Origin of the sequence: Rhodovulum marinum (assembly GCF_004343075.1) — a bacterium.
GTDB classification, from domain to species: Bacteria; Pseudomonadota; Alphaproteobacteria; order Rhodobacterales; family Rhodobacteraceae; genus Rhodovulum; species Rhodovulum marinum.
In genome coordinates, this window is sequence record NZ_SLXP01000001.1 from 232,561 (window position 1) to 248,657 (window position 16,097).

Here is a 16,097-nt window from a genome sequence, read left to right on the forward strand (position 1 = left end):
GCGGGGCACCTTTCCCCCCCGGCCGCCCTGTGCCAGTGTCGGCCCGAGGAGGCCCGGCATGGCGATCACCACCTGCATCTTCGACGCCTATGGCACGCTGTTCGACGTGAGTGCCGCCGCGCGCGAGGCGGCCGCCGAGCCGGGCTGCGACCGGCTGGCCGACCTGTGGCCGCGACTGGCCGAGGATTGGCGGCGCAAGCAGCTGGAATACAGCTGGCTGAGGGCGATCACCGGGGCGCATGCGGATTTCTGGCAGGTGACGGCCGATGGCCTGGACTGGGCGATGGAGGCGCACGGGCTGGCGGGCGACGAAGGGCTGCGGGCGCGATTGCTGGCGCTGTATCGGGAATTGTCGGCCTACCCGGAGGTGCCGGGCGTGCTGTCGGCGCTGAAGCAGGCGGGAAAGGGCACGGCGATCCTGTCGAACGGGGCGCCGGGGATGCTGGCCGACGCGGTGGGCTCGGCCGGGATCGGGGCGCTGCTGGATGACGTGCTGTCGGTGGAAAGCGTCGGCATCTTCAAGCCCGCGCCGCAGGTCTACGACCTGGTGGGGGCGCGGTTCGGCTGTGGCCCGGACGAGGTTCTGTTCGTGTCGTCGAACGGCTGGGACGCGGCGGCGGCGGCGGGCTACGGCTTCGTCACCGCCTGGGTGAACCGGGCGGGCCTGCCGGTGGACCGGATGCCCTGGCGGCCCGCGCATGTGCTGAACGACCTGGCCGGCATCCCGGCGCTGGCGGAGGGGGCATGATGGAGCATTTCAGGGCGCAAGACGGCGCGCGCATCGCCTATCGCGTCACGGGCGAGGGGCCGCCGCTGCTGTGCCTGGCGGGGCTGACGCGGAACGCCAGCGATTTCGACTACCTAGGCCCGCACCTGCCCGGCATCCGCATGATCTGCATGGATTATCGCGGGCGCGGGGCGTCGGAGTGGACCGGCGCCGACACCTATACCCTGCCGCAAGAGGCGCAGGACGCGGTGGGCCTGCTGGATCACCTCGGGCTGGGGGCGGTGCCGATCCTGGGCACCTCGCGCGGGGGGCTGATCGGGATGGTGCTGGCCGCCACCGTGCCCGACCGCGTGGCGGGGCTGTGCCTGAACGATGTCGGCCCGGAAATCGCCCGGCCGGGGCTGGAGCGGATTTTCGATTACGTGGGGCGGAACCCCGCGGTGAAAACGCACGACGAGGCGGCGGCGGCGCTGGCGCGCAGCATGGCGGGGTTCGAGGGCGTGCCGGAGGCGCGCTGGCTGGAGGAGGCGCGGCACCATTTCGTGGCGACGCCCGAGGGGCTGAAGATCAATTACGACCCGGCGCTGCGCGAGGCGTTCCTGGCCGCCTTCGAGGGTGCGGCGCCGGATTTGTGGCCGCTGTTCGACGCGCTGGCGGGCAAACCCGTGGCGCTGATCCGGGGGGCGAATTCTGACCTGTTGTCGCGGACCGCCGCCGACGAGATGCGCCGCCGCCGCCCCGACCTGATCTTTGCCGAGGTGCCGGGGCGCGCGCATATCCCGTTCCTGGACGAACCCGAAAGCCTGGCCGCGATCCGCGCCTTCCTGGGGGCGGTGGCATGACGATCGAAAGGATCGAGGCGGCGGCGGCGCGGCTGGCGGGCCATGTGCGCGAAACGCCCCTGTTGTCGTCCCCCGCGCTGGACCGGATCGCGGGGCGGCGGGTGCTGGTCAAGGCCGAATGCCTGCAACATACCGGCAGCTTCAAGGCGCGCGGCGGCTGGGCGGCGATTTCCGCGCTGGACCCGGACGTGCGGGCGCGCGGCGTGATCGCCTATTCGTCGGGCAACCACGCGCAGGGGGTGGCGCGGGCGGCGGCCGCGCATGGCTGCCCGGCGGTCATCATCATGCCGTCGGATGCCCCCGCGACGAAGATCGCGGGCACCCGCGCGCTGGGCGCCGAGGTGGTTCTGTATGACCGCGCGAGCGGCGACCGCGACGCCCTGGGGGCCGAGATCGCCGGAGCGCGGGGGCTGACGCTGGTCAAACCCTTCGACGATGCAGAGGTGATCGCCGGACAAGGCACGGTGGGTCTGGAGATCGGGGCGCAGGCGGGCGTGACCGAGGCCGACGTCCTGATCCCCTGCGGCGGGGGCGGGCTGACGGCGGGGGTGGCGCTGGCGCTGGAGGCGCGGGCGCCGGGGCTGCGGGTGCGACCGGTGGAACCCGAGGGGTTCGACGACACCGCGCGCTCGCTGGCCTCGGGGCGGATCCAGGCGAACGCGGCGCGGGCGGGGTCGCTTTGCGATGCGATCCTGACGCCCAGCCCGGGCGAGATGACCTTTCCGATCATGGCGCGTCTGTGCGGGCCGGGGCTGGTCGTGAGCGAGGAAGAGGCGTTGCGCGCCATGGACGCGGCGTTCCAGCATCTGAAGATCGTGCTGGAACCGGGCGGCGCGGTGGCGCTGGCCGCGGCGCTGTATCGCCCGGACGCGCTGGCGGGGGACGCCGTGATCGCGGTGGCCTCGGGCGGGAACGTGACGCGCGAAACCTTTTGCATGGCGCTGGACCGGGCCGGAGAGACCGCGTGACGACTTTCAGAATCGCAACATTCAACGCCCAGAACCTGATCGGGCCGGATCAGCCCTATCAGCGGTTTGAATCCTATACGCCAGAGGATTACGCGGCGAAACGCGACTGGATGGCCGGGCAACTGACCCGCATGGATTCCGACATCGTCGCGTTCCAGGAGATCATCGACCCCGAACCCCTGCGCGAGGTGATCGCGGCGGCGGATGCACAGGCCCCCGACCGCCCGCCCTATGCCGAGGCGGACCTGGCCTTTGCCCCCAACATGGCCGATTCCGGGCCGGGCGCGCGGCGGCCGGGGCTGGCGGTGCTGTCGCGGTTCGGATTCGACGGGGCGCCGCAATCGATCCAACTGCTGGACCCGCCGCTGGAGATCCCGTTTCATCACCTGGGCGGCGGCGATGCGGGGCACTATCAGTTGAACCGGCTGACCCGGCCGATCCTGAAGGTGCGCATCCCCGTGGGCGGCCACGTCCTGACGGTGTTCAACGTGCACCTGAAATCGCGGATGGGCGAGTTCGTGCGGCCCAAGGGCGCGCGGTTCTCGCCCGAGATCGACCTGTCGGCCTATGACGCGGCCGGGCGCGCGATGGGGGTGCTGCGCGCCTCGGTCCGGCGGATGGCCGAGGCCTGGGTGCTGCGCAAGCTGGTCGCGGACGAGCTGGAGGCCGGCAACTCGGTGGCGGTGCTGGGCGATCTGAACGCGACGCCGCAATCGGCCACGCAACAGATCATTTCGGGCGAACGGCCCTTTGCCGATTACACCTGGCTGCGCCGCCACGACGCCAAGGCCGCCGAGGACATGTATACGCAGGCGGAGGACGCCGCGATCCGCGAAAGCATCGAGCGGGTGCGGCTGCATTCGGCCGAGGCGCTGTTCATCCGCAAGGCGCTGCGCGACATGGTCTATACCAACGCCTTCGGCGGCGTGTTCGACTCGTTCGACGCGATCCTGCTGTCGCGGCATTTCCACCCCGACTGGCCCGCCCGGATCGGCGAGATGACCCACCTGGGCGTCTATAACGACCATATCGCCGACGGCACGCACCCCGAGGCGCCGGACAACGTGCGCGCCTCGGACCACGGGCAGCTGGTGGCGCATCTGCGGCTGGTCTGATTGACGCCCCGTGCGGGCCGGTCCATTGTCGCGCCCGGGGAGGATAGCATGCGCACGCAGGTCTGCATCATCGGCGGCGGCCCCTCGGGGCTGCTGCTGGCGCAGCTTTTGCACCGGGACGGGATCGACAGCGTCATCCTGGAACGGCGCGAACGCGCGCATGTGCTGGGCCGAATCCGGGCGGGCGTGCTGGAACAGGGCAGCGTGGACCTGCTGCGCCGGGCGAGCCTGGGCGAGCGGATGGAGCGCGAGGGGTTCCACCACAGCGGCACCTATCTGGCCGCCGCGAACCGCGGGTTCCGCATCGATTTCGAGGCGCGGGTGGGCAAATCGGTGATGGTCTATGGCCAGACCGAGGTGACCCGCGACCTGTACGCGGCGCGGGACGCGGCGGGCGGCATCGTGATCGACCGGGCCGAGCGGGTGACGCCCTGGGGGCTCGACTCGAACGCGCCCTCGGTCACCTATGTCCGGGACGGGCGCGAACACCGGGTCGCGTGCGATTTCGTCATCGGCTGCGACGGGTTCCACGGGGTCAGCCGGACCTGCATCCCCAAGGACGTGCTGCGCGAGTTCGAGCGGGTCTATCCGTTCGGCTGGCTGGGCGTGCTGTCGGAAACGCCGCCGGTGTCGCACGAGCTGATCTATGCCAACCACCCGCGCGGCTTTGCGCTGTGTTCGATGCGGAACGACAACCTCAGCCGCTATTACGTCCAGGTGCAGCTGAGCGACCGGGCCGAGGGCTGGACCGACGCCGCCTTCTGGGACGAATTGAAACGCCGCATCCCCGAGGACGCGGCCGACCGGCTGATCACCGGGCCGTCGATCGAGAAATCCATCGCGCCCTTGCGCTCCTACGTGGCCGAGCCGATGCGCTGGGGGCGGCTGTTCCTGGTGGGCGACGCCGCGCATATCGTGCCGCCCACCGGGGCCAAGGGGCTGAACCTGGCGTTTTCCGACGTGCATTACCTGCATGCGGGGCTGGCCGCGCATTACAGGGATGGCGACGACGACGGGATCGACCGCTATTCCCACCGGGCGCTGGCGCGGGTGTGGAAATGCGAACGGTTCTCGTGGTCGATGACGACGATGCTGCACCGGTTTCCCGACCAGTCGCCGTTCGACCAGCGGATGCAGGAAAGCGAACTGGCCTGGCTGGAAACCTCGGTTGCGGCGCAGACGGCGCTGGCCGAGAATTACGTGGGGCTGCCCTACTAGGGAGGAACGCATGAAGATCGCCGATCTGGGCGACGTGGCGCTGCATTACCGCGAGGATGGCGACCCGGACGGGGCGCCGGTGGTGTTCTCGAACTCGCTGGGGACCGACCTGCGGCTGTGGGACGAGGTGGTGGCGTTGCTGCCGCCGGGCATGCGCGCGATCCGCTATGACAAGCGGGGGCATGGGCTGTCCTCTTGCCCGGCCGGCCCTTATTCGATGGGGGCGCTGGTGCGCGATGCCGAACGCCTGCTCGACTTTCTGGGTGTGACCGATTGCGTGTTCGTGGGGCTTTCCATCGGCGGGATGATCGCGCAGGGGCTGGCGGTCAAGCGGCTGGACCTGGTGCGCGCGATGGTGATTTCCAACACCGCCGCCAAGATCGGCACGCCCGAGATGTGGGACCAGCGGATGGAGGCGGTGCGCGCGGGCGGGATCGCGGCGCTGGCCGACGCCACGATGGAACGCTGGTTCTCGCGCCCGTTCCGCGAAAGCCCCGAATGCGCGCTGTGGCGCAACATGCTGATCCGCCAGCCGGTCGAGGGCTACCTGGGCTGTTGCGCGGCGATTTCGGGGACGGATTTCTATACGCCGACCTCGGGTCTGACCCTGCCGACGCTGGCGATTGCCGGGAGCGAGGACGGCTCGACCCCGCCTGACCTGGTGCGCGAGACGGCGGCCTTGGTCAAGGGGTCGCGGTTCCACCTTATCCGCGGCGCGGGGCACCTGCCCTGCGTCGAGAAGCCCGGCGAATATGCCGAGGTGCTGGGCAGTTTCCTGAAGGAGATCGGCCATGTCTGAGCTGTTCGACACCGGCGACGCCACCCGCCGCCGCACCCTGGGCGACGCGCATGTGAACCGGTCGCGCGCGGGCGACCCGGTGCTGGATGCGCCCTTCGTGGAACTGATCACCGAGGCCGCCTGGGGCCGCGTCTGGTCGCGCGACACGATCCCGCCGCGGGAACGGTCGATGCTGACCGTGGCGCTGTTGGCGGGGCTGGGCAACCACGAGGAATTGCGGCTGCACCTGCGGGCCTGCGCCAATACCGGGGCCACCAAGGAGGATATCCTGGAGGTGATGCTGCATGTCGCGATCTATGCCGGCGTGCCACGGGCCAATTCCGCGATCCGCATCGCGCGCGAGGTCTTTGCCGAGCTGGAGGCGGGCGATGGATAGCGGCCCGTTTTACCCGCGCGACCGGGGCTGGCACCCGCCGGCCTATACGCCGGGCTACAAGACATCGATGACGCGCGCGCCGTCGCGGCCGCTGGTGGCGCTGGGCTCGACCCTGTCCGAGGAGACGGGCCCGGTCTTCGGGCGCGACATGCTGGGGCCGCGGGACAACGACCTGGTGCTGAACTTTACCGGGGAACCCGCGCTGGGCGAGCGGATCATCGTGCATGGGCGGGTGCTGGACGAGAACGCGCGGGCGGTGCCCGGCGTGCTGATCGAGATCTGGCAGGCGAACGCGGGCGGGCGCTACCGGCACCGCAATGACGGTTACCTCGCGCCGCTCGACCCGAATTTCGGGGGCTGTGGGCGGACCGTGACGGGGGCGGACGGGACTTATGAATTTCGAACAATCCGGCCGGGCGCCTACCCTTGGCCCAACGGCGTGAACGACTGGCGCCCGATGCATATCCATTTCTCGGTCTTCGGGTCGGGATTCGGGCAGCGTCTGATCACCCAGATGTATTTCGAGGGCGACCCGCTGATCGCGCGCTGTCCCATCGCGAACACCTTGGCGCCGGAGGCGCGCGAGGCGCTGGTGGCGCCGCTCGACATGCACCGGGCGATCCCGATGGACGCGCTGGCCTGGCGGTTCGACATCGTGCTGCGGGGGCGGCGCCAGACGTTTTTCGAGAACCGGGCGGAGGGGTTGTGATGTCGGGGCGCGACTATCTTCGTGAAACGCCGTCGCAGACCGCGGGGCCGTATGTCCATATCGGGCTGACGCCCAACCTGTTGGGAACGCGGGTTTATCCCGGTGACCTGGGCACCTCGCCGATCCGCGAGGGGGCGCGGGGCGAGCGGATCACGATCACCGGCACCGTGCGGGATGGCGCGGGGATGGTGCTGCGCGACGTGCTGCTGGAAAGCTGGCAGGCGGATGCGGACGGCATCTATCCCGGGGGCGATCCGCGCGGGCCGGCGGACCCGAACGTGACCGGCTGGGCGCGGATTGCGGCGGATTTCGAGACCGGCGAATGGCGGCTGGAGACGATCAAGCCGGGGCGCGCGCCCTGCCCCGATGGCCGCCCGATGGCGCCCCATGTCGCGCTGTGGATCGTGGCGCGCGGCATCAACACCGGCCTGCAGACGCGGGTCTATTTCGAGGACGAGTCAGAGGCCAACGCCGCCTGCCCGGTGCTTGCACGAATCGAACATAAGGAGCGGGTCCAGACGCTTCTGGCGCGGCGCGTCGGGGCGGGCGACTACCGCTTCGACATCGTATTGCAGGGCGCGGGCGAAACCGTGTTCTTCGACCTGTGATGGCGCGGTTCCTGCTGATCCACGGGTCGAACCACGGCGCCTGGTGCTGGCGCGACGTGCTGCCACGCCTGCACACCGCGGGACATCAGGCCGAGGCCATCGACCTGCCCGGCGCGGGGGACGACCCGACGCCGCCCGAAACCGTCACGCTGGACGATTACCGCGACGCGGTGCTGGCGCGGCTGGATCAGCCGACGATCCTGGTGGGCCATTCGCTGGGCGGGATCACGATCACCGCGGCCGGGGCCGCCGCGCCCGACAGGATTGCCGCCCTAGTCTTCGTCGCGGCCTGGGCGCCGCGCGCGGGCGAAGCGGCCCGCGATTTGCGCGCGCGTTACGGCTGCAGGACGCTGATGGCGGCGATACGGCGAAGCGACGACCGCAAGACCAGCAGCTTTGCCGACGAGGCGCTGGGCCCGGCCTTTTACCACGACTGCCCGCCCGAAACGGTGGACCTGGCCCGCGCCCACCTGACGCCGCAGCCCATGGCCCCGGGCGCCGCGCCCGCCGCCGCCCTGCCCGCCCAGATCCCGCGCCATTACGTGCTGTGCAGCGAAGACCGGATCATCCCGGCCGCCGCGCAGGCGGACATGACGCGCGACTGGCCGCCCGACCATGTGCACCCGATGGCCTGCGGGCACTCGCCCTTCTTCGCCGACCCCGGTAAGCTGGCCGAAATCCTGATCCAGATCGCCGAGACGACATGACCAAACCCTGCATCATCTGCGTCGCCATCACCGGGTCGGTCCCCCGCAAGGAGGACAACCCCGCCGTGCCCATTTCCATTGCGGAACAGGTGGAAAGCGTGCATGAAAGCTTTGAGGCGGGGGCGTCGATCGCGCATTGCCACGTGCGGAACGAGGACCAGACGCCGACCTCGGACCCGGAGCGGTTCGCCCGGCTGATGGAGGGCATCAGGAAACACTGCCCGGGCATGATCGTGCAGCTGTCGACCGGCGGCAGGTCGGGGGCCGGCAAGGAACGCGGCGGCATGCTGGCGCTGCGGCCCGACATGGCCTCGCTGTCGGTGGGGTCGAACAATTTTCCGACCCGGGTCTACGAGAATCCGCCCGACCTGGTGGACTGGCTGGCCTCGGAAATGCAGAAATACGATGTGAAGCCCGAGATCGAGGCGTTCGATTTGTCCCACATCTTCCAGGCCGTGAAGATGAGCGAGGACGGGCGGCTGAAGAAGCCGCTTTATGTTCAATTCGTGATGGGCGTGAAGAACGCGATGCCGGCGGACAAGCCCAGTTTCGATTTCTACGTCGAGACGATCAAACGGATCGCGCCCGACGCTGAATGGTGTGGTGCGGGGATCGGGCGCCACCAGATCGAGGTGAACGAATGGTCCATCGCGGCCGGTGGGCATACCCGGACGGGACTGGAGGACAACGTGCGCTGGGACCGCGCGCGGCTGGCGCCGTCGAACGCCGCACTGGTGCGCCGGGCCGCGGAAATGTGCGAAAAGTACAACCGCCCCGTCGCCACCTGGGCCGAGGCGCGCGACATTCTGGGGCTGGGGGCCGCCTGATGGCCGTCAGCCCGTTCGACAGCGCGCTGTATCGCGGGCTGTTCCATGACGACGAGTTGGGCCGGCTGTTCACCGACAGCGCCGAGGTCCGCGCGATGCTGCTGGTCGAGGGGGCGCTTGCCAAGGTGCAGGGGCAGTTGGGCCTGATCCCCGAGATGTCGGGCGCGTTCATCCACCGCGCGGCGATGGAATTGCAGCTGGACCCGGGCGGGATGGCCGCGGAAACCGGGCGGAACGCGGTGCCGGTGCCCGCGCTGGTGGCCGCCTTCCGCAAGGCGCTGGAGGCGCCCGAGCACGCGCAATACATCCATTGGGGTGCGACCAGCCAGGACATCGTCGACACCGCGCTGGTGCTGCGGCTGCGCCAGGCGCTGACGATCATCGAGGCGCGGCTGCGGGCCGTGATCCGCGCGCTGGGGGCGCAGGCCGAAACCCATGCGGACCTGCCGATGGCGGCGCGCACGCTGGCGCAGGTGGCCACGCCGACCAGTTTCGGGGCGGTGGTGGCGGGCTGGGGCGGACCGCTGATCCGGCACCTGGACCGGCTGGCGGCGCTGAAGCCGCGGCTGCTGCGCGTCAGCCTTTTCGGTGCGGCGGGCACGCTGGCGGCGATGGGGCCGCAGGGGCCCGAGGTGCGCGAGGGGCTGGCCGAGGCGCTGGGCCTGGGGGACGCGGACGACCCTTGGCATTCGGCGCGCGACGGGATCGCCGAATTGTCGGGCTGGCTGACGGGCGTGGCCGGGTCGCTGGCCAAGATGGGCGAGGACCTGGTGCTGATGGCGCAAGCCGAGGTGGGCGAGGTGCGGCTGGGCGATGGTGGCGGATCGTCCACCCTGCCGCACAAGCAGAACCCGGTGGACCCCCTGCTGCTGACGGCGCTGGCCCGCCACCTGGTGGGGCTGGACGCCAATATCCAGGGCGCGGCGGTGCATCGCCAACAGCGGGACGCGGCGGCCTGGATGGTGGAATGGCTGGCGCTGCCGGAAATCGTGATGGGCGCGGGGCGCGCGCTGGCGGTGGCCGGGGCGCTGGTGCCGCGGATCGCGCCGCAGCCGGGCGCCATGGCGCGCAATATCGACGGCGGGCTGGGGCTGGCCTATGCCGAGGCGCTGAGTTTCGCGCTTACGGGCCCCCTGCCCCGGCCCGAGGCGCAGGAAACGGCCAAGGCGCTGTGCCGCGAGGCGATGGAGACGGGCACGCCGCTGGCCGAACTGGCGGCGCGGGACTGGCCCGATCTTGACCGGTCGCTGTTCACCCCCGCCGCGCAGATGGGCGAGGCGCCCGCCCACGCGCGCCGCTTTGCCGCCGCGGCGAATGGGGTTTGAACGTGGCGCGCGGCGGGGCTAAGCCTTTGACACCCCTGCCGCCGGACGCGCCATGACCGAATCCAGCAATCGCCTGCCGATCACCTTTGTCCTGATCACCCTGGTGCTGGACGCCATCGGGATCGGGCTGATCCTGCCGGTGATGCCGGATCTCATCCGCGATATCGAGGGCGTGGACGTGTCGCAGGCCGCCGTGTGGGGCGGCATCCTGATGACCAGTTTCGCGGTGATGCAGTTCCTGTGCGGGCCGCTGATCGGCAACCTGTCGGACCGGTTCGGGCGGCGGCCCGTCCTGCTGATCTCGCTCGCTACGATGGCGCTGGATTACGTGGTGATGGCGCTGGCGGGGTCGATCTGGCTGTTGCTGGCGGCGCGGATCGTGGGGGGTGTCACCGCCTCGACCCAGGCCACGGCCAGCGCGTTTTTGGCCGATATTTCGCCGCCCGAGAAGAAGGCCGCGCGGTTCGGCATGGTGGGCGCGTCCTTCGGGATCGGCTTCGTGATCGGGCCGCTGATCGGCGGGTTCCTGGGGGAGTTGGGGCCGCGCGCACCGTTCTGGGCGGCCGCGGCGCTGGCCACGGCGAACCTGGTCTTCGGCTGGCTGGTGCTGCCCGAAACGGTGACCGACCGCATCCGCCGCCCGTTCCAGTGGCGCCGCGCCAACCCCCTGGGCGCGTTCCGCGAGATGGGGCGGCTGCCGGGCGTCAGGCCCCTGTTTTTGCTGTTCTTCCTGTATGAATTCGCGATGTTCATCTATCCCGCGATCTGGGCCTATTTCACGCAGTATCGCTTTGGCTGGTCGGCGGGGACCATCGGGATTTCGCTGGCGATGTTCGGGATCGGGGTGGCCGCGGTGCAGGGCGGGCTGATCCGGGTGATCCTGCGGGTGCTGGGGGAGCGGAACACCGTTTGGTACGGGCTGATCTACAATTTCTTCGCCTTCCTCGCGATCGGCTTCATCGACAATTCGATGGCGATCCTGCTGCTGACGCCGATGATCGCGCTGGGCGCGGTGGTCACCCCCGCCGTTCTGGGGATCATGTCCAAGGCCGCGGGCGACGACCAGCAGGGCGAGTTGCAGGGGGCGATCAGTTCGACGCGGTCGGTCGCGATGATCCTGTCGCCCTTGGTGATGACGCAGATCTTCGCGTGGTTCAGCGGGGCGGGGGCGGCGGTGGACATGCCGGGCGCGCCCTTTGCGCTGGCCGCCGCCATGATGATCGTCTGCGGGTTTGCCTTTGTCGCGCGGCGTCCTGCCGGCGCGCCCGCCTGAGCCCCGAGGGAGGAGCCCATGAGACCGATCCGTGCCGCCGTTTGCCGCGACTTCGGCGCGCCCCTGAGCGTGGAAGAGCTGCGCCTGCGCCCGCCGGGGCCGGGCGAGGTCGAGGTCACGCTATCGGCCGTGGCGATCTGCCATTCCGACATCTCGATGGCGGACGGGGCATGGAACCCGTCGCTGCCGGCGGTCTACGGGCACGAGGCCGCGGGCCGGGTCGCGGCGGTGGGCGACGGGGTGACGGGGGTGGCGCCGGGCGACACGGTGCTGGTCACGCTGATCCGGGCCTGCGGCACCTGCCCGACCTGCGCGGGCGGGCATCCGTCGATCTGCCGGACGAAACCGAATGACGGCGACACGCCGATCTTCACCGCCGACGGCCAGCCGGTGCACCAGGGGCTGGACACCGGCGCCTTTGCCGAGGCGGTGGTGGTCCATCACAGCCAGGTGGCGAAGATCCCGGCCGATATGGCGATGGACGCGGCCTGCCTGATGTCCTGCGGGGTGATCACCGGGCTGGGCGCGGCGGTGAACACGGCGCGGGTGCGGCCCGGTGAAACGGTGGTGGTGATCGGCGCGGGCGGCGTGGGGCTGAACGCGATCCAGGGGGCGCGGCTGGCGGGTGCGGCCCGCGTGATCGCGGTGGACATGCGCGCCGACAAGCTGGAGGCCGCGCGGGAATTCGGCGCGACCGACGGGGTGCTGGCCACCGGCGAAAAACCGTGGCGCGAGGCGCGAAGGATCGCGGGCAAGGCCGCCGACGCGGTGCTGGTCGCGGTGGGGGCGACGGCGGCCTATGACAGCGCGCCGCGTTACCTGGCGCCGGGCGGGCGGCTGGTGATGGTGGGGATGCCGCATTCGGGGCAGACGGCGCGGTATGAACCCGTGGCGGTGGCGCTGCTGGGGCAGGAACTGCGCGGCTCGATGATGGGCGACACGGTGCTGGCGCGGGATATCCCGTGGATCGTGGACCTGTATTCCCAGGGCCGGATCAAGCTGGACGAGCTGATCTCGGGGCGTTGGCGGCTGGAGCAGATCAACGAGGCCATCGCCGACACCCGCACCGGGGCCGCGCGGCGCAACGTGATCCTGTTCTAGGACGCCGCCGGAAGGGTCAGCGTCGCGGTCAGGCCGGGGGCGCCGTTCACCAGGGTCAGCCCGCCATCCAGCGCCTCGGCGATGTCGCGGGCGATGGCAAGGCCAAGACCCGACCCGGCGGTATCGGCGCGCGCGCCGCGGGCCATCATCGCCTGGATCCGGTCCGGCGGGATGCCGGGGCCGTCATCGGAAATGGCAATGGCGATGCGGTCGCCCTGTCGGCGGGCGGTGATCGTGACGCGCGCGGTCGCGTGGCGGGCAGCGTTCTCGATCAGGGCGCCCAGCGCCTCGGCTAGGTCGTCGGGATCGGCGGCGGCGGCAAGGCCATCGGGCGTGTCGGAAACCCAGTCGAGGCGCGCGCCTGCCTCGGTACGGCGGATGACGCGGACCAGCCCGGCGATCACCCGGGCCACGTCGGCGCGCGCCTCGCGGCCGCGCATCGCCAGCCGGGTGCGGGCCAGTTCCCGGTCGACATGGGCGCGCATGGCGCCCGCGATGTCCTCGATTGCGGCGGCGGCAGGTGCGTTGCCGCCCGCGCGCAGCCGCCCGGCCTCGCCCATCAGCGCCTGGAGCGGGGTTTTCAGCCCGTGCGCCAGATCGCCCGCCCGGGTGCGGGCGCGGGCGATTTCGGCCTCGCGCGCGGCCAGGAGGTCGTCGACCTCGGCGGCAAGCGGCTGCACCTCGCGGGGGAAATCGCTGCCGATGCGCAGCGCCCGGCCCGTTCGGATATCGCCCACCCGCGCCCGGATCGCGCCCAGCGGGCGCAGGCCGACCGCGATCTGCGCCCAGCCCGCCAGGATCAGCGCCAGCGCCAGAAGCGCGGAATAGGGGGCGAGGTCGCGCAGGAAATCGGCACGTGCGGCGGCCAGGTCGGTGCGGTCCATCGCGACGGTGGCGCGCAGGCTGCCCCCGCCCAGCCGGTCGGGCAGGGTCACGCGGCGTTCGACGGCCAGAAGCGGCTGGCCCGCGGGGCCGGGCAGGTCGTGGACATGCTCGGCCCCGTCGTCCAGCGCGTCGGGGGGCAGCGGAATTTCATAATCCCACAGCGAACGCGCGCGCAGCACGCCGCCCCCGGCCCGGATCTGCCAGTAAAGCCCGCCATAGGGCCGGTCAAAGCGCGGGTCGGCGGGGGCGGCGGCAAGGGTCAGCGCGCCGTCCGCGTCGCGTTCCAGCCCGGCCAGCACCTGGTCGAGCTGCACCGAAAGTTCCGCGACCGCGCGCCGTTCCACGTGGGCGCCGAAGAGCGCCGCCAGCCCCAACGAGGACAGCATGATCGCCAGCGTCACCGCGACGGCCCCGGCCAGCGCAAGGCGCAGCCGCAGCGACAGACGCCTCATGCGCCGGGGTCCCCGGCCTGCAGGAAATAGCCGAAGCCGCGCCGCGTGCCGATGACGCCGGCCCCCAGCTTGCGCCGCAGCCGGGCGATCACCGCCTCGAGCGCGTTGGCCTCGCGCGCATCGTCGTCACCGTAAAGATGTTCCAGCAATTCGGTGGGCGGCACGGTGCGGTCGCGGTTCAGCACCAGATAGGCCAGCAGGCGGTATTCCAGCGCGGTCACCGGCACCGGCACGCCGCGCAGGGAAACGCTCATCCGGTTGGTGTCGAGCGCGAGATCGCCCGCGCGCTGGACCGCGCTGCCGCGCCCGGCCGCGCGGCGCACCAGCGCACGGGCGCGGGCCACCAGTTCCTCCATCCGGAAGGGTTTGGGCAGGTAGTCGTCGGCGCCCGCGTCGATGCCCTCGACCCGCTCGGTCCAGGTGCCGCGCGCGGTCAGCACCAGGACGGGGATGTCGCGCCCGTTCGCGCGCCAGCGTTTCAGCACGCTTAGCCCGTCCAGCCCCGGCAGGCCCAGGTCCAGCACGACAAGGTCGTACTCCTCGGTATCGCCCAGGAACCACGCCTGTTCGCCATCGGCGCAGGTTTCCACGCGGAAGCCCGCCGCCCCCAGCGCGGCGGCCAAGTCGGCGGCGATGCGCGGGTCATCCTCGACGGCCAGCGCGCGCATCAATCGTCCTCCTCGGTTTCCAGAACACGGCCGGTGGCGGCGTCGACGACGATTTCCAGGATGCGGCCGCGGGCGGTGATCAGTTCGACCTCGTAGACCATCCGGCCATCCTCGCGTTCCAGTTCGACCTCGAGCAGGCGGCCGCCGAACCGGTCTTGCAGGCCCGGCAGGATCGTGTGCAGCGGCAGGATCTCGCCGCGCGCCAGCGCGTCGCGCGCGCGGTCATGGTCGCGGTCGTCGTCGCGGTCGGCCCCGGCGGGGACGGCGAGGCCCAGCAAGAGGGCCAGAACGGCGGGGGCAAGCGGCAAGCGGGGTGTCATGGCGATGACCTATCCTGCCCCGCCTGACAGGACGCTGACAAGCGGGGTCAGGCCGGTGTCAGGCGGGGGCGTCTAGACAGGCCCCATCGCGGCGGGCGTCGTGCCACGCCGCAGGACCTGAACAGGAGAGACACAGATGAAACATCCCCTTGCCGTCACCGCCGCCCTTGCCACCGTGCTGACCCTTGCCGCGCCGGGGCCTGTCGCGGCCTCGCCCGACGGGCCGCGCGCGGGCGCCCCGGCCGCCCAGTGGATGCCGCTGACCGACCTGATCGCGACGCTGGAGGGGCGCGGCTATACCGTGCTGGAAGCCGAGCGCGAGGATGGCCGCTATTGGGAGGTCCGCATGCAGGACGCCAGCGGCATGGTGGTCGAGGCCTATCTGGACCCGGCCACCGGCGCGCCCCTCGCCACGCGCGACCGGGAGGACGATTGATGGCCATGGCCGCGCAAGAGGGCGCCATGGTCCGGGTCTGGGACCCGGTCGTGCGCATCGGGCACTGGGTTCTGGTGGCGGGATTCGCCACCGCCTACCTGACCGAGGGCGAGCCGGAATGGCTGCACACATGGGCGGGTTATGCGATCGCCGCCACGGTGGCGCTGCGCGTGGTCTGGGGGCTGGTGGGGCCGCGCCGGGCACGGTTCGCCGATTTCGTCACCGGGCCGGGGCGGGTGTTCGCCTATCTGCGTGACCTGATCGCGGGCCGGGCGGAACGCCATGTCGGCCACAGCCCGGCGGGCGGCGCGATGACCGTCGCGCTGTTGGCGATGCTGGCGCTGACCGCGGTCAGCGGCATGGCCACGCTGGCCGCCGAAGAGGGCGAAGGCCCGCTGGCCGGGATCGTCGCCCAGAGCGGGGACGGCGACCGCCCGGCCGTCTACGCGGCGCGCGAGCATGACGAGGAAGAGGAGCACGGCGAGGACAGCCTGTGGAAGGAAATCCACGAGACCGCCGCCAACCTGTCGCTGGTCCTGGTCGTGCTGCACCTGGGCGGCGTGGTTCTGGCCAGCACCGTGCACCGCGAGAACCTGGCCCGCAGCATGATCACCGGCGACAAGCGCGCCTGATCCCGCCGCCCCCGGCCCCGGCGGCCTGCCCCCACCGGGGCGGGCCGCGCCACCCGTTGACCGCCGTCAATTCCGCGACTCGCCCCGAATGCGAGAATTGGCGGCGTCC

19 protein-coding genes are annotated in these 16,097 nt (G+C 71.1%); 16 read left to right on the top strand and 3 right to left on the bottom strand.

Annotation, left to right across the window (positions count from 1 at the left end; all coding sequences use genetic code 11):
• Positions 1-58: 58 nt before the first annotated feature.
• Genes EV662_RS01230 through EV662_RS01295 form a run of 14 tightly spaced genes read left to right on the top strand, consistent with a single transcriptional unit; the run spans position 59 to position 12,595 of the window.
• Positions 59-748: a haloacid dehalogenase type II gene (locus EV662_RS01230; RefSeq protein WP_132460305.1), complete on the top strand. Its 690-nt coding sequence runs from the start codon at positions 59-61 to the stop codon at positions 746-748.
• The gene (locus EV662_RS01235) at positions 745-1,569 is read left to right on the top strand and encodes an alpha/beta fold hydrolase (RefSeq protein WP_132460306.1); all 825 of its coding nucleotides are present in this window, start codon (positions 745-747) and stop codon (positions 1,567-1,569) included. The genes EV662_RS01230 and EV662_RS01235 overlap by 4 nt, the downstream gene beginning before the upstream one ends.
• Entirely contained in the window at positions 1,566-2,537 is a 972-nt protein-coding gene (locus EV662_RS01240) for a threonine ammonia-lyase (protein WP_132460307.1), read from the top strand. Before EV662_RS01235 ends, EV662_RS01240 begins: the two co-directional genes overlap by 4 nt.
• A complete protein-coding gene (locus tag EV662_RS01245) occupies positions 2,534-3,652 on the top strand; it encodes an endonuclease/exonuclease/phosphatase family protein (RefSeq protein WP_132460308.1) in 1,119 nt (372 codons plus the stop codon). Before EV662_RS01240 ends, EV662_RS01245 begins: the two co-directional genes overlap by 4 nt.
• 48 nt (positions 3,653-3,700) lie before the next feature.
• Positions 3,701-4,870, top strand: a complete 1,170-nt coding sequence (gene pobA / locus EV662_RS01250; protein ID WP_132460309.1) for a 4-hydroxybenzoate 3-monooxygenase — start codon at positions 3,701-3,703, stop codon at positions 4,868-4,870.
• Positions 4,871-4,880: 10 nt separating this feature from the next.
• Positions 4,881-5,669, top strand: coding sequence for a 3-oxoadipate enol-lactonase (gene pcaD / locus EV662_RS01255; RefSeq protein ID WP_132460310.1), 789 nt, complete (start codon positions 4,881-4,883; stop codon positions 5,667-5,669).
• A complete protein-coding gene (pcaC, locus tag EV662_RS01260) occupies positions 5,662-6,045 on the top strand; it encodes a 4-carboxymuconolactone decarboxylase (RefSeq protein ID WP_132460311.1) in 384 nt (127 codons plus the stop codon). The genes pcaD and pcaC overlap by 8 nt, the downstream gene beginning before the upstream one ends.
• Positions 6,038-6,754: a protocatechuate 3,4-dioxygenase subunit beta gene (pcaH, locus tag EV662_RS01265; RefSeq protein WP_132460312.1), complete on the top strand. Its 717-nt coding sequence runs from the start codon at positions 6,038-6,040 to the stop codon at positions 6,752-6,754. Before pcaC ends, pcaH begins: the two co-directional genes overlap by 8 nt.
• Positions 6,754-7,362: a protocatechuate 3,4-dioxygenase subunit alpha gene (gene pcaG / locus EV662_RS01270; protein WP_132460313.1), complete on the top strand. Its 609-nt coding sequence runs from the start codon at positions 6,754-6,756 to the stop codon at positions 7,360-7,362. The genes pcaH and pcaG overlap by 1 nt, the downstream gene beginning before the upstream one ends.
• On the top strand, positions 7,362-8,069 hold the full coding sequence (locus tag EV662_RS01275) for an alpha/beta fold hydrolase (protein ID WP_132460314.1): 708 nt from the start codon (positions 7,362-7,364) through the stop codon (positions 8,067-8,069). The genes pcaG and EV662_RS01275 overlap by 1 nt, the downstream gene beginning before the upstream one ends.
• Positions 8,066-8,896 (top strand): 3-oxoadipate:acetyl-CoA acetyltransferase, encoded by an 831-nt coding sequence (locus EV662_RS01280; RefSeq protein WP_132460315.1) that lies wholly within the window; start codon positions 8,066-8,068, stop codon positions 8,894-8,896. The genes EV662_RS01275 and EV662_RS01280 overlap by 4 nt, the downstream gene beginning before the upstream one ends.
• A complete protein-coding gene (locus EV662_RS01285) occupies positions 8,896-10,221 on the top strand; it encodes a class-II fumarase/aspartase family protein (RefSeq protein WP_132460316.1) in 1,326 nt (441 codons plus the stop codon). The genes EV662_RS01280 and EV662_RS01285 overlap by 1 nt, the downstream gene beginning before the upstream one ends.
• 52 nt (positions 10,222-10,273) lie before the next feature.
• Positions 10,274-11,494: a TCR/Tet family MFS transporter gene (locus EV662_RS01290; protein ID WP_132460317.1), complete on the top strand. Its 1,221-nt coding sequence runs from the start codon at positions 10,274-10,276 to the stop codon at positions 11,492-11,494.
• A gap of 18 nt (positions 11,495-11,512) precedes the next feature.
• Positions 11,513-12,595, top strand: coding sequence for a Zn-dependent alcohol dehydrogenase (locus EV662_RS01295; RefSeq protein ID WP_132460318.1), 1,083 nt, complete (start codon positions 11,513-11,515; stop codon positions 12,593-12,595).
• Here the strand turns inward: EV662_RS01295 and EV662_RS01300 are convergent.
• Genes EV662_RS01300 through EV662_RS01310 form a run of 3 tightly spaced genes read right to left on the bottom strand, consistent with a single transcriptional unit; the run spans position 12,592 to position 14,920 of the window.
• Positions 12,592-13,932: a sensor histidine kinase gene (locus tag EV662_RS01300; RefSeq protein WP_132460319.1), complete on the bottom strand. Its 1,341-nt coding sequence runs from the start codon at positions 13,930-13,932 to the stop codon at positions 12,592-12,594. The genes EV662_RS01295 and EV662_RS01300 overlap by 4 nt on opposite strands.
• Positions 13,929-14,600 carry a response regulator transcription factor gene (locus EV662_RS01305; protein ID WP_132460320.1) on the bottom strand — a complete coding sequence of 224 codons (672 nt, stop codon included), beginning with the start codon at positions 14,598-14,600 and terminating at the stop codon, positions 13,929-13,931. The genes EV662_RS01300 and EV662_RS01305 overlap by 4 nt, the downstream gene beginning before the upstream one ends.
• Positions 14,600-14,920: a PepSY domain-containing protein gene (locus EV662_RS01310; protein WP_132460321.1), complete on the bottom strand. Its 321-nt coding sequence runs from the start codon at positions 14,918-14,920 to the stop codon at positions 14,600-14,602. Before EV662_RS01310 ends, EV662_RS01305 begins: the two co-directional genes overlap by 1 nt.
• A gap of 136 nt (positions 14,921-15,056) precedes the next feature.
• Here EV662_RS01310 and EV662_RS01315 point away from each other — a divergent pair, with 136 nt between their 5' ends.
• Positions 15,057-15,356: a PepSY domain-containing protein gene (locus EV662_RS01315; RefSeq protein WP_132460322.1), complete on the top strand. Its 300-nt coding sequence runs from the start codon at positions 15,057-15,059 to the stop codon at positions 15,354-15,356.
• Positions 15,356-15,988, top strand: a complete 633-nt coding sequence (locus EV662_RS01320; protein ID WP_243695730.1) for a cytochrome b/b6 domain-containing protein — start codon at positions 15,356-15,358, stop codon at positions 15,986-15,988. The genes EV662_RS01315 and EV662_RS01320 overlap by 1 nt, the downstream gene beginning before the upstream one ends.
• Positions 15,989-16,097 lie beyond the last annotated feature (109 nt).

What these genes read in the sequence shown, in the direction of transcription:
- EV662_RS01280 (WP_132460315.1), top strand. Translation starts at nt 8,066, where the DNA reads ATGACCAAACCCTGCATCATCTGCGTCGCCATCACCGGGTCGGTCCCC.
- EV662_RS01285 (WP_132460316.1), top strand. Translation starts at nt 8,896, where the DNA reads ATGGCCGTCAGCCCGTTCGACAGCGCGCTGTATCGCGGGCTGTTCCAT.
- pcaG (WP_132460313.1), top strand. Translation starts at nt 6,754, where the DNA reads ATGTCGGGGCGCGACTATCTTCGTGAAACGCCGTCGCAGACCGCGGGG.
- EV662_RS01310 (WP_132460321.1), bottom strand. Translation starts at nt 14,920, where the DNA reads ATGACACCCCGCTTGCCGCTTGCCCCCGCCGTTCTGGCCCTCTTGCTG.
- EV662_RS01315 (WP_132460322.1), top strand. Translation starts at nt 15,057, where the DNA reads ATGAAACATCCCCTTGCCGTCACCGCCGCCCTTGCCACCGTGCTGACC.
- pcaH (WP_132460312.1), top strand. Translation starts at nt 6,038, where the DNA reads ATGGATAGCGGCCCGTTTTACCCGCGCGACCGGGGCTGGCACCCGCCG.
- EV662_RS01230 (WP_132460305.1), top strand. Translation starts at nt 59, where the DNA reads ATGGCGATCACCACCTGCATCTTCGACGCCTATGGCACGCTGTTCGAC.
- EV662_RS01300 (WP_132460319.1), bottom strand. Translation starts at nt 13,932, where the DNA reads ATGAGGCGTCTGTCGCTGCGGCTGCGCCTTGCGCTGGCCGGGGCCGTC.
- EV662_RS01290 (WP_132460317.1), top strand. Translation starts at nt 10,274, where the DNA reads ATGACCGAATCCAGCAATCGCCTGCCGATCACCTTTGTCCTGATCACC.
- pobA (WP_132460309.1), top strand. Translation starts at nt 3,701, where the DNA reads ATGCGCACGCAGGTCTGCATCATCGGCGGCGGCCCCTCGGGGCTGCTG.
- pcaD (WP_132460310.1), top strand. Translation starts at nt 4,881, where the DNA reads ATGAAGATCGCCGATCTGGGCGACGTGGCGCTGCATTACCGCGAGGAT.
- EV662_RS01275 (WP_132460314.1), top strand. Translation starts at nt 7,362, where the DNA reads ATGGCGCGGTTCCTGCTGATCCACGGGTCGAACCACGGCGCCTGGTGC.
- EV662_RS01235 (WP_132460306.1), top strand. Translation starts at nt 745, where the DNA reads ATGATGGAGCATTTCAGGGCGCAAGACGGCGCGCGCATCGCCTATCGC.
- EV662_RS01320 (WP_243695730.1), top strand. Translation starts at nt 15,356, where the DNA reads ATGGCCATGGCCGCGCAAGAGGGCGCCATGGTCCGGGTCTGGGACCCG.
- EV662_RS01305 (WP_132460320.1), bottom strand. Translation starts at nt 14,600, where the DNA reads ATGCGCGCGCTGGCCGTCGAGGATGACCCGCGCATCGCCGCCGACTTG.
- EV662_RS01240 (WP_132460307.1), top strand. Translation starts at nt 1,566, where the DNA reads ATGACGATCGAAAGGATCGAGGCGGCGGCGGCGCGGCTGGCGGGCCAT.
- EV662_RS01295 (WP_132460318.1), top strand. Translation starts at nt 11,513, where the DNA reads ATGAGACCGATCCGTGCCGCCGTTTGCCGCGACTTCGGCGCGCCCCTG.
- pcaC (WP_132460311.1), top strand. Translation starts at nt 5,662, where the DNA reads ATGTCTGAGCTGTTCGACACCGGCGACGCCACCCGCCGCCGCACCCTG.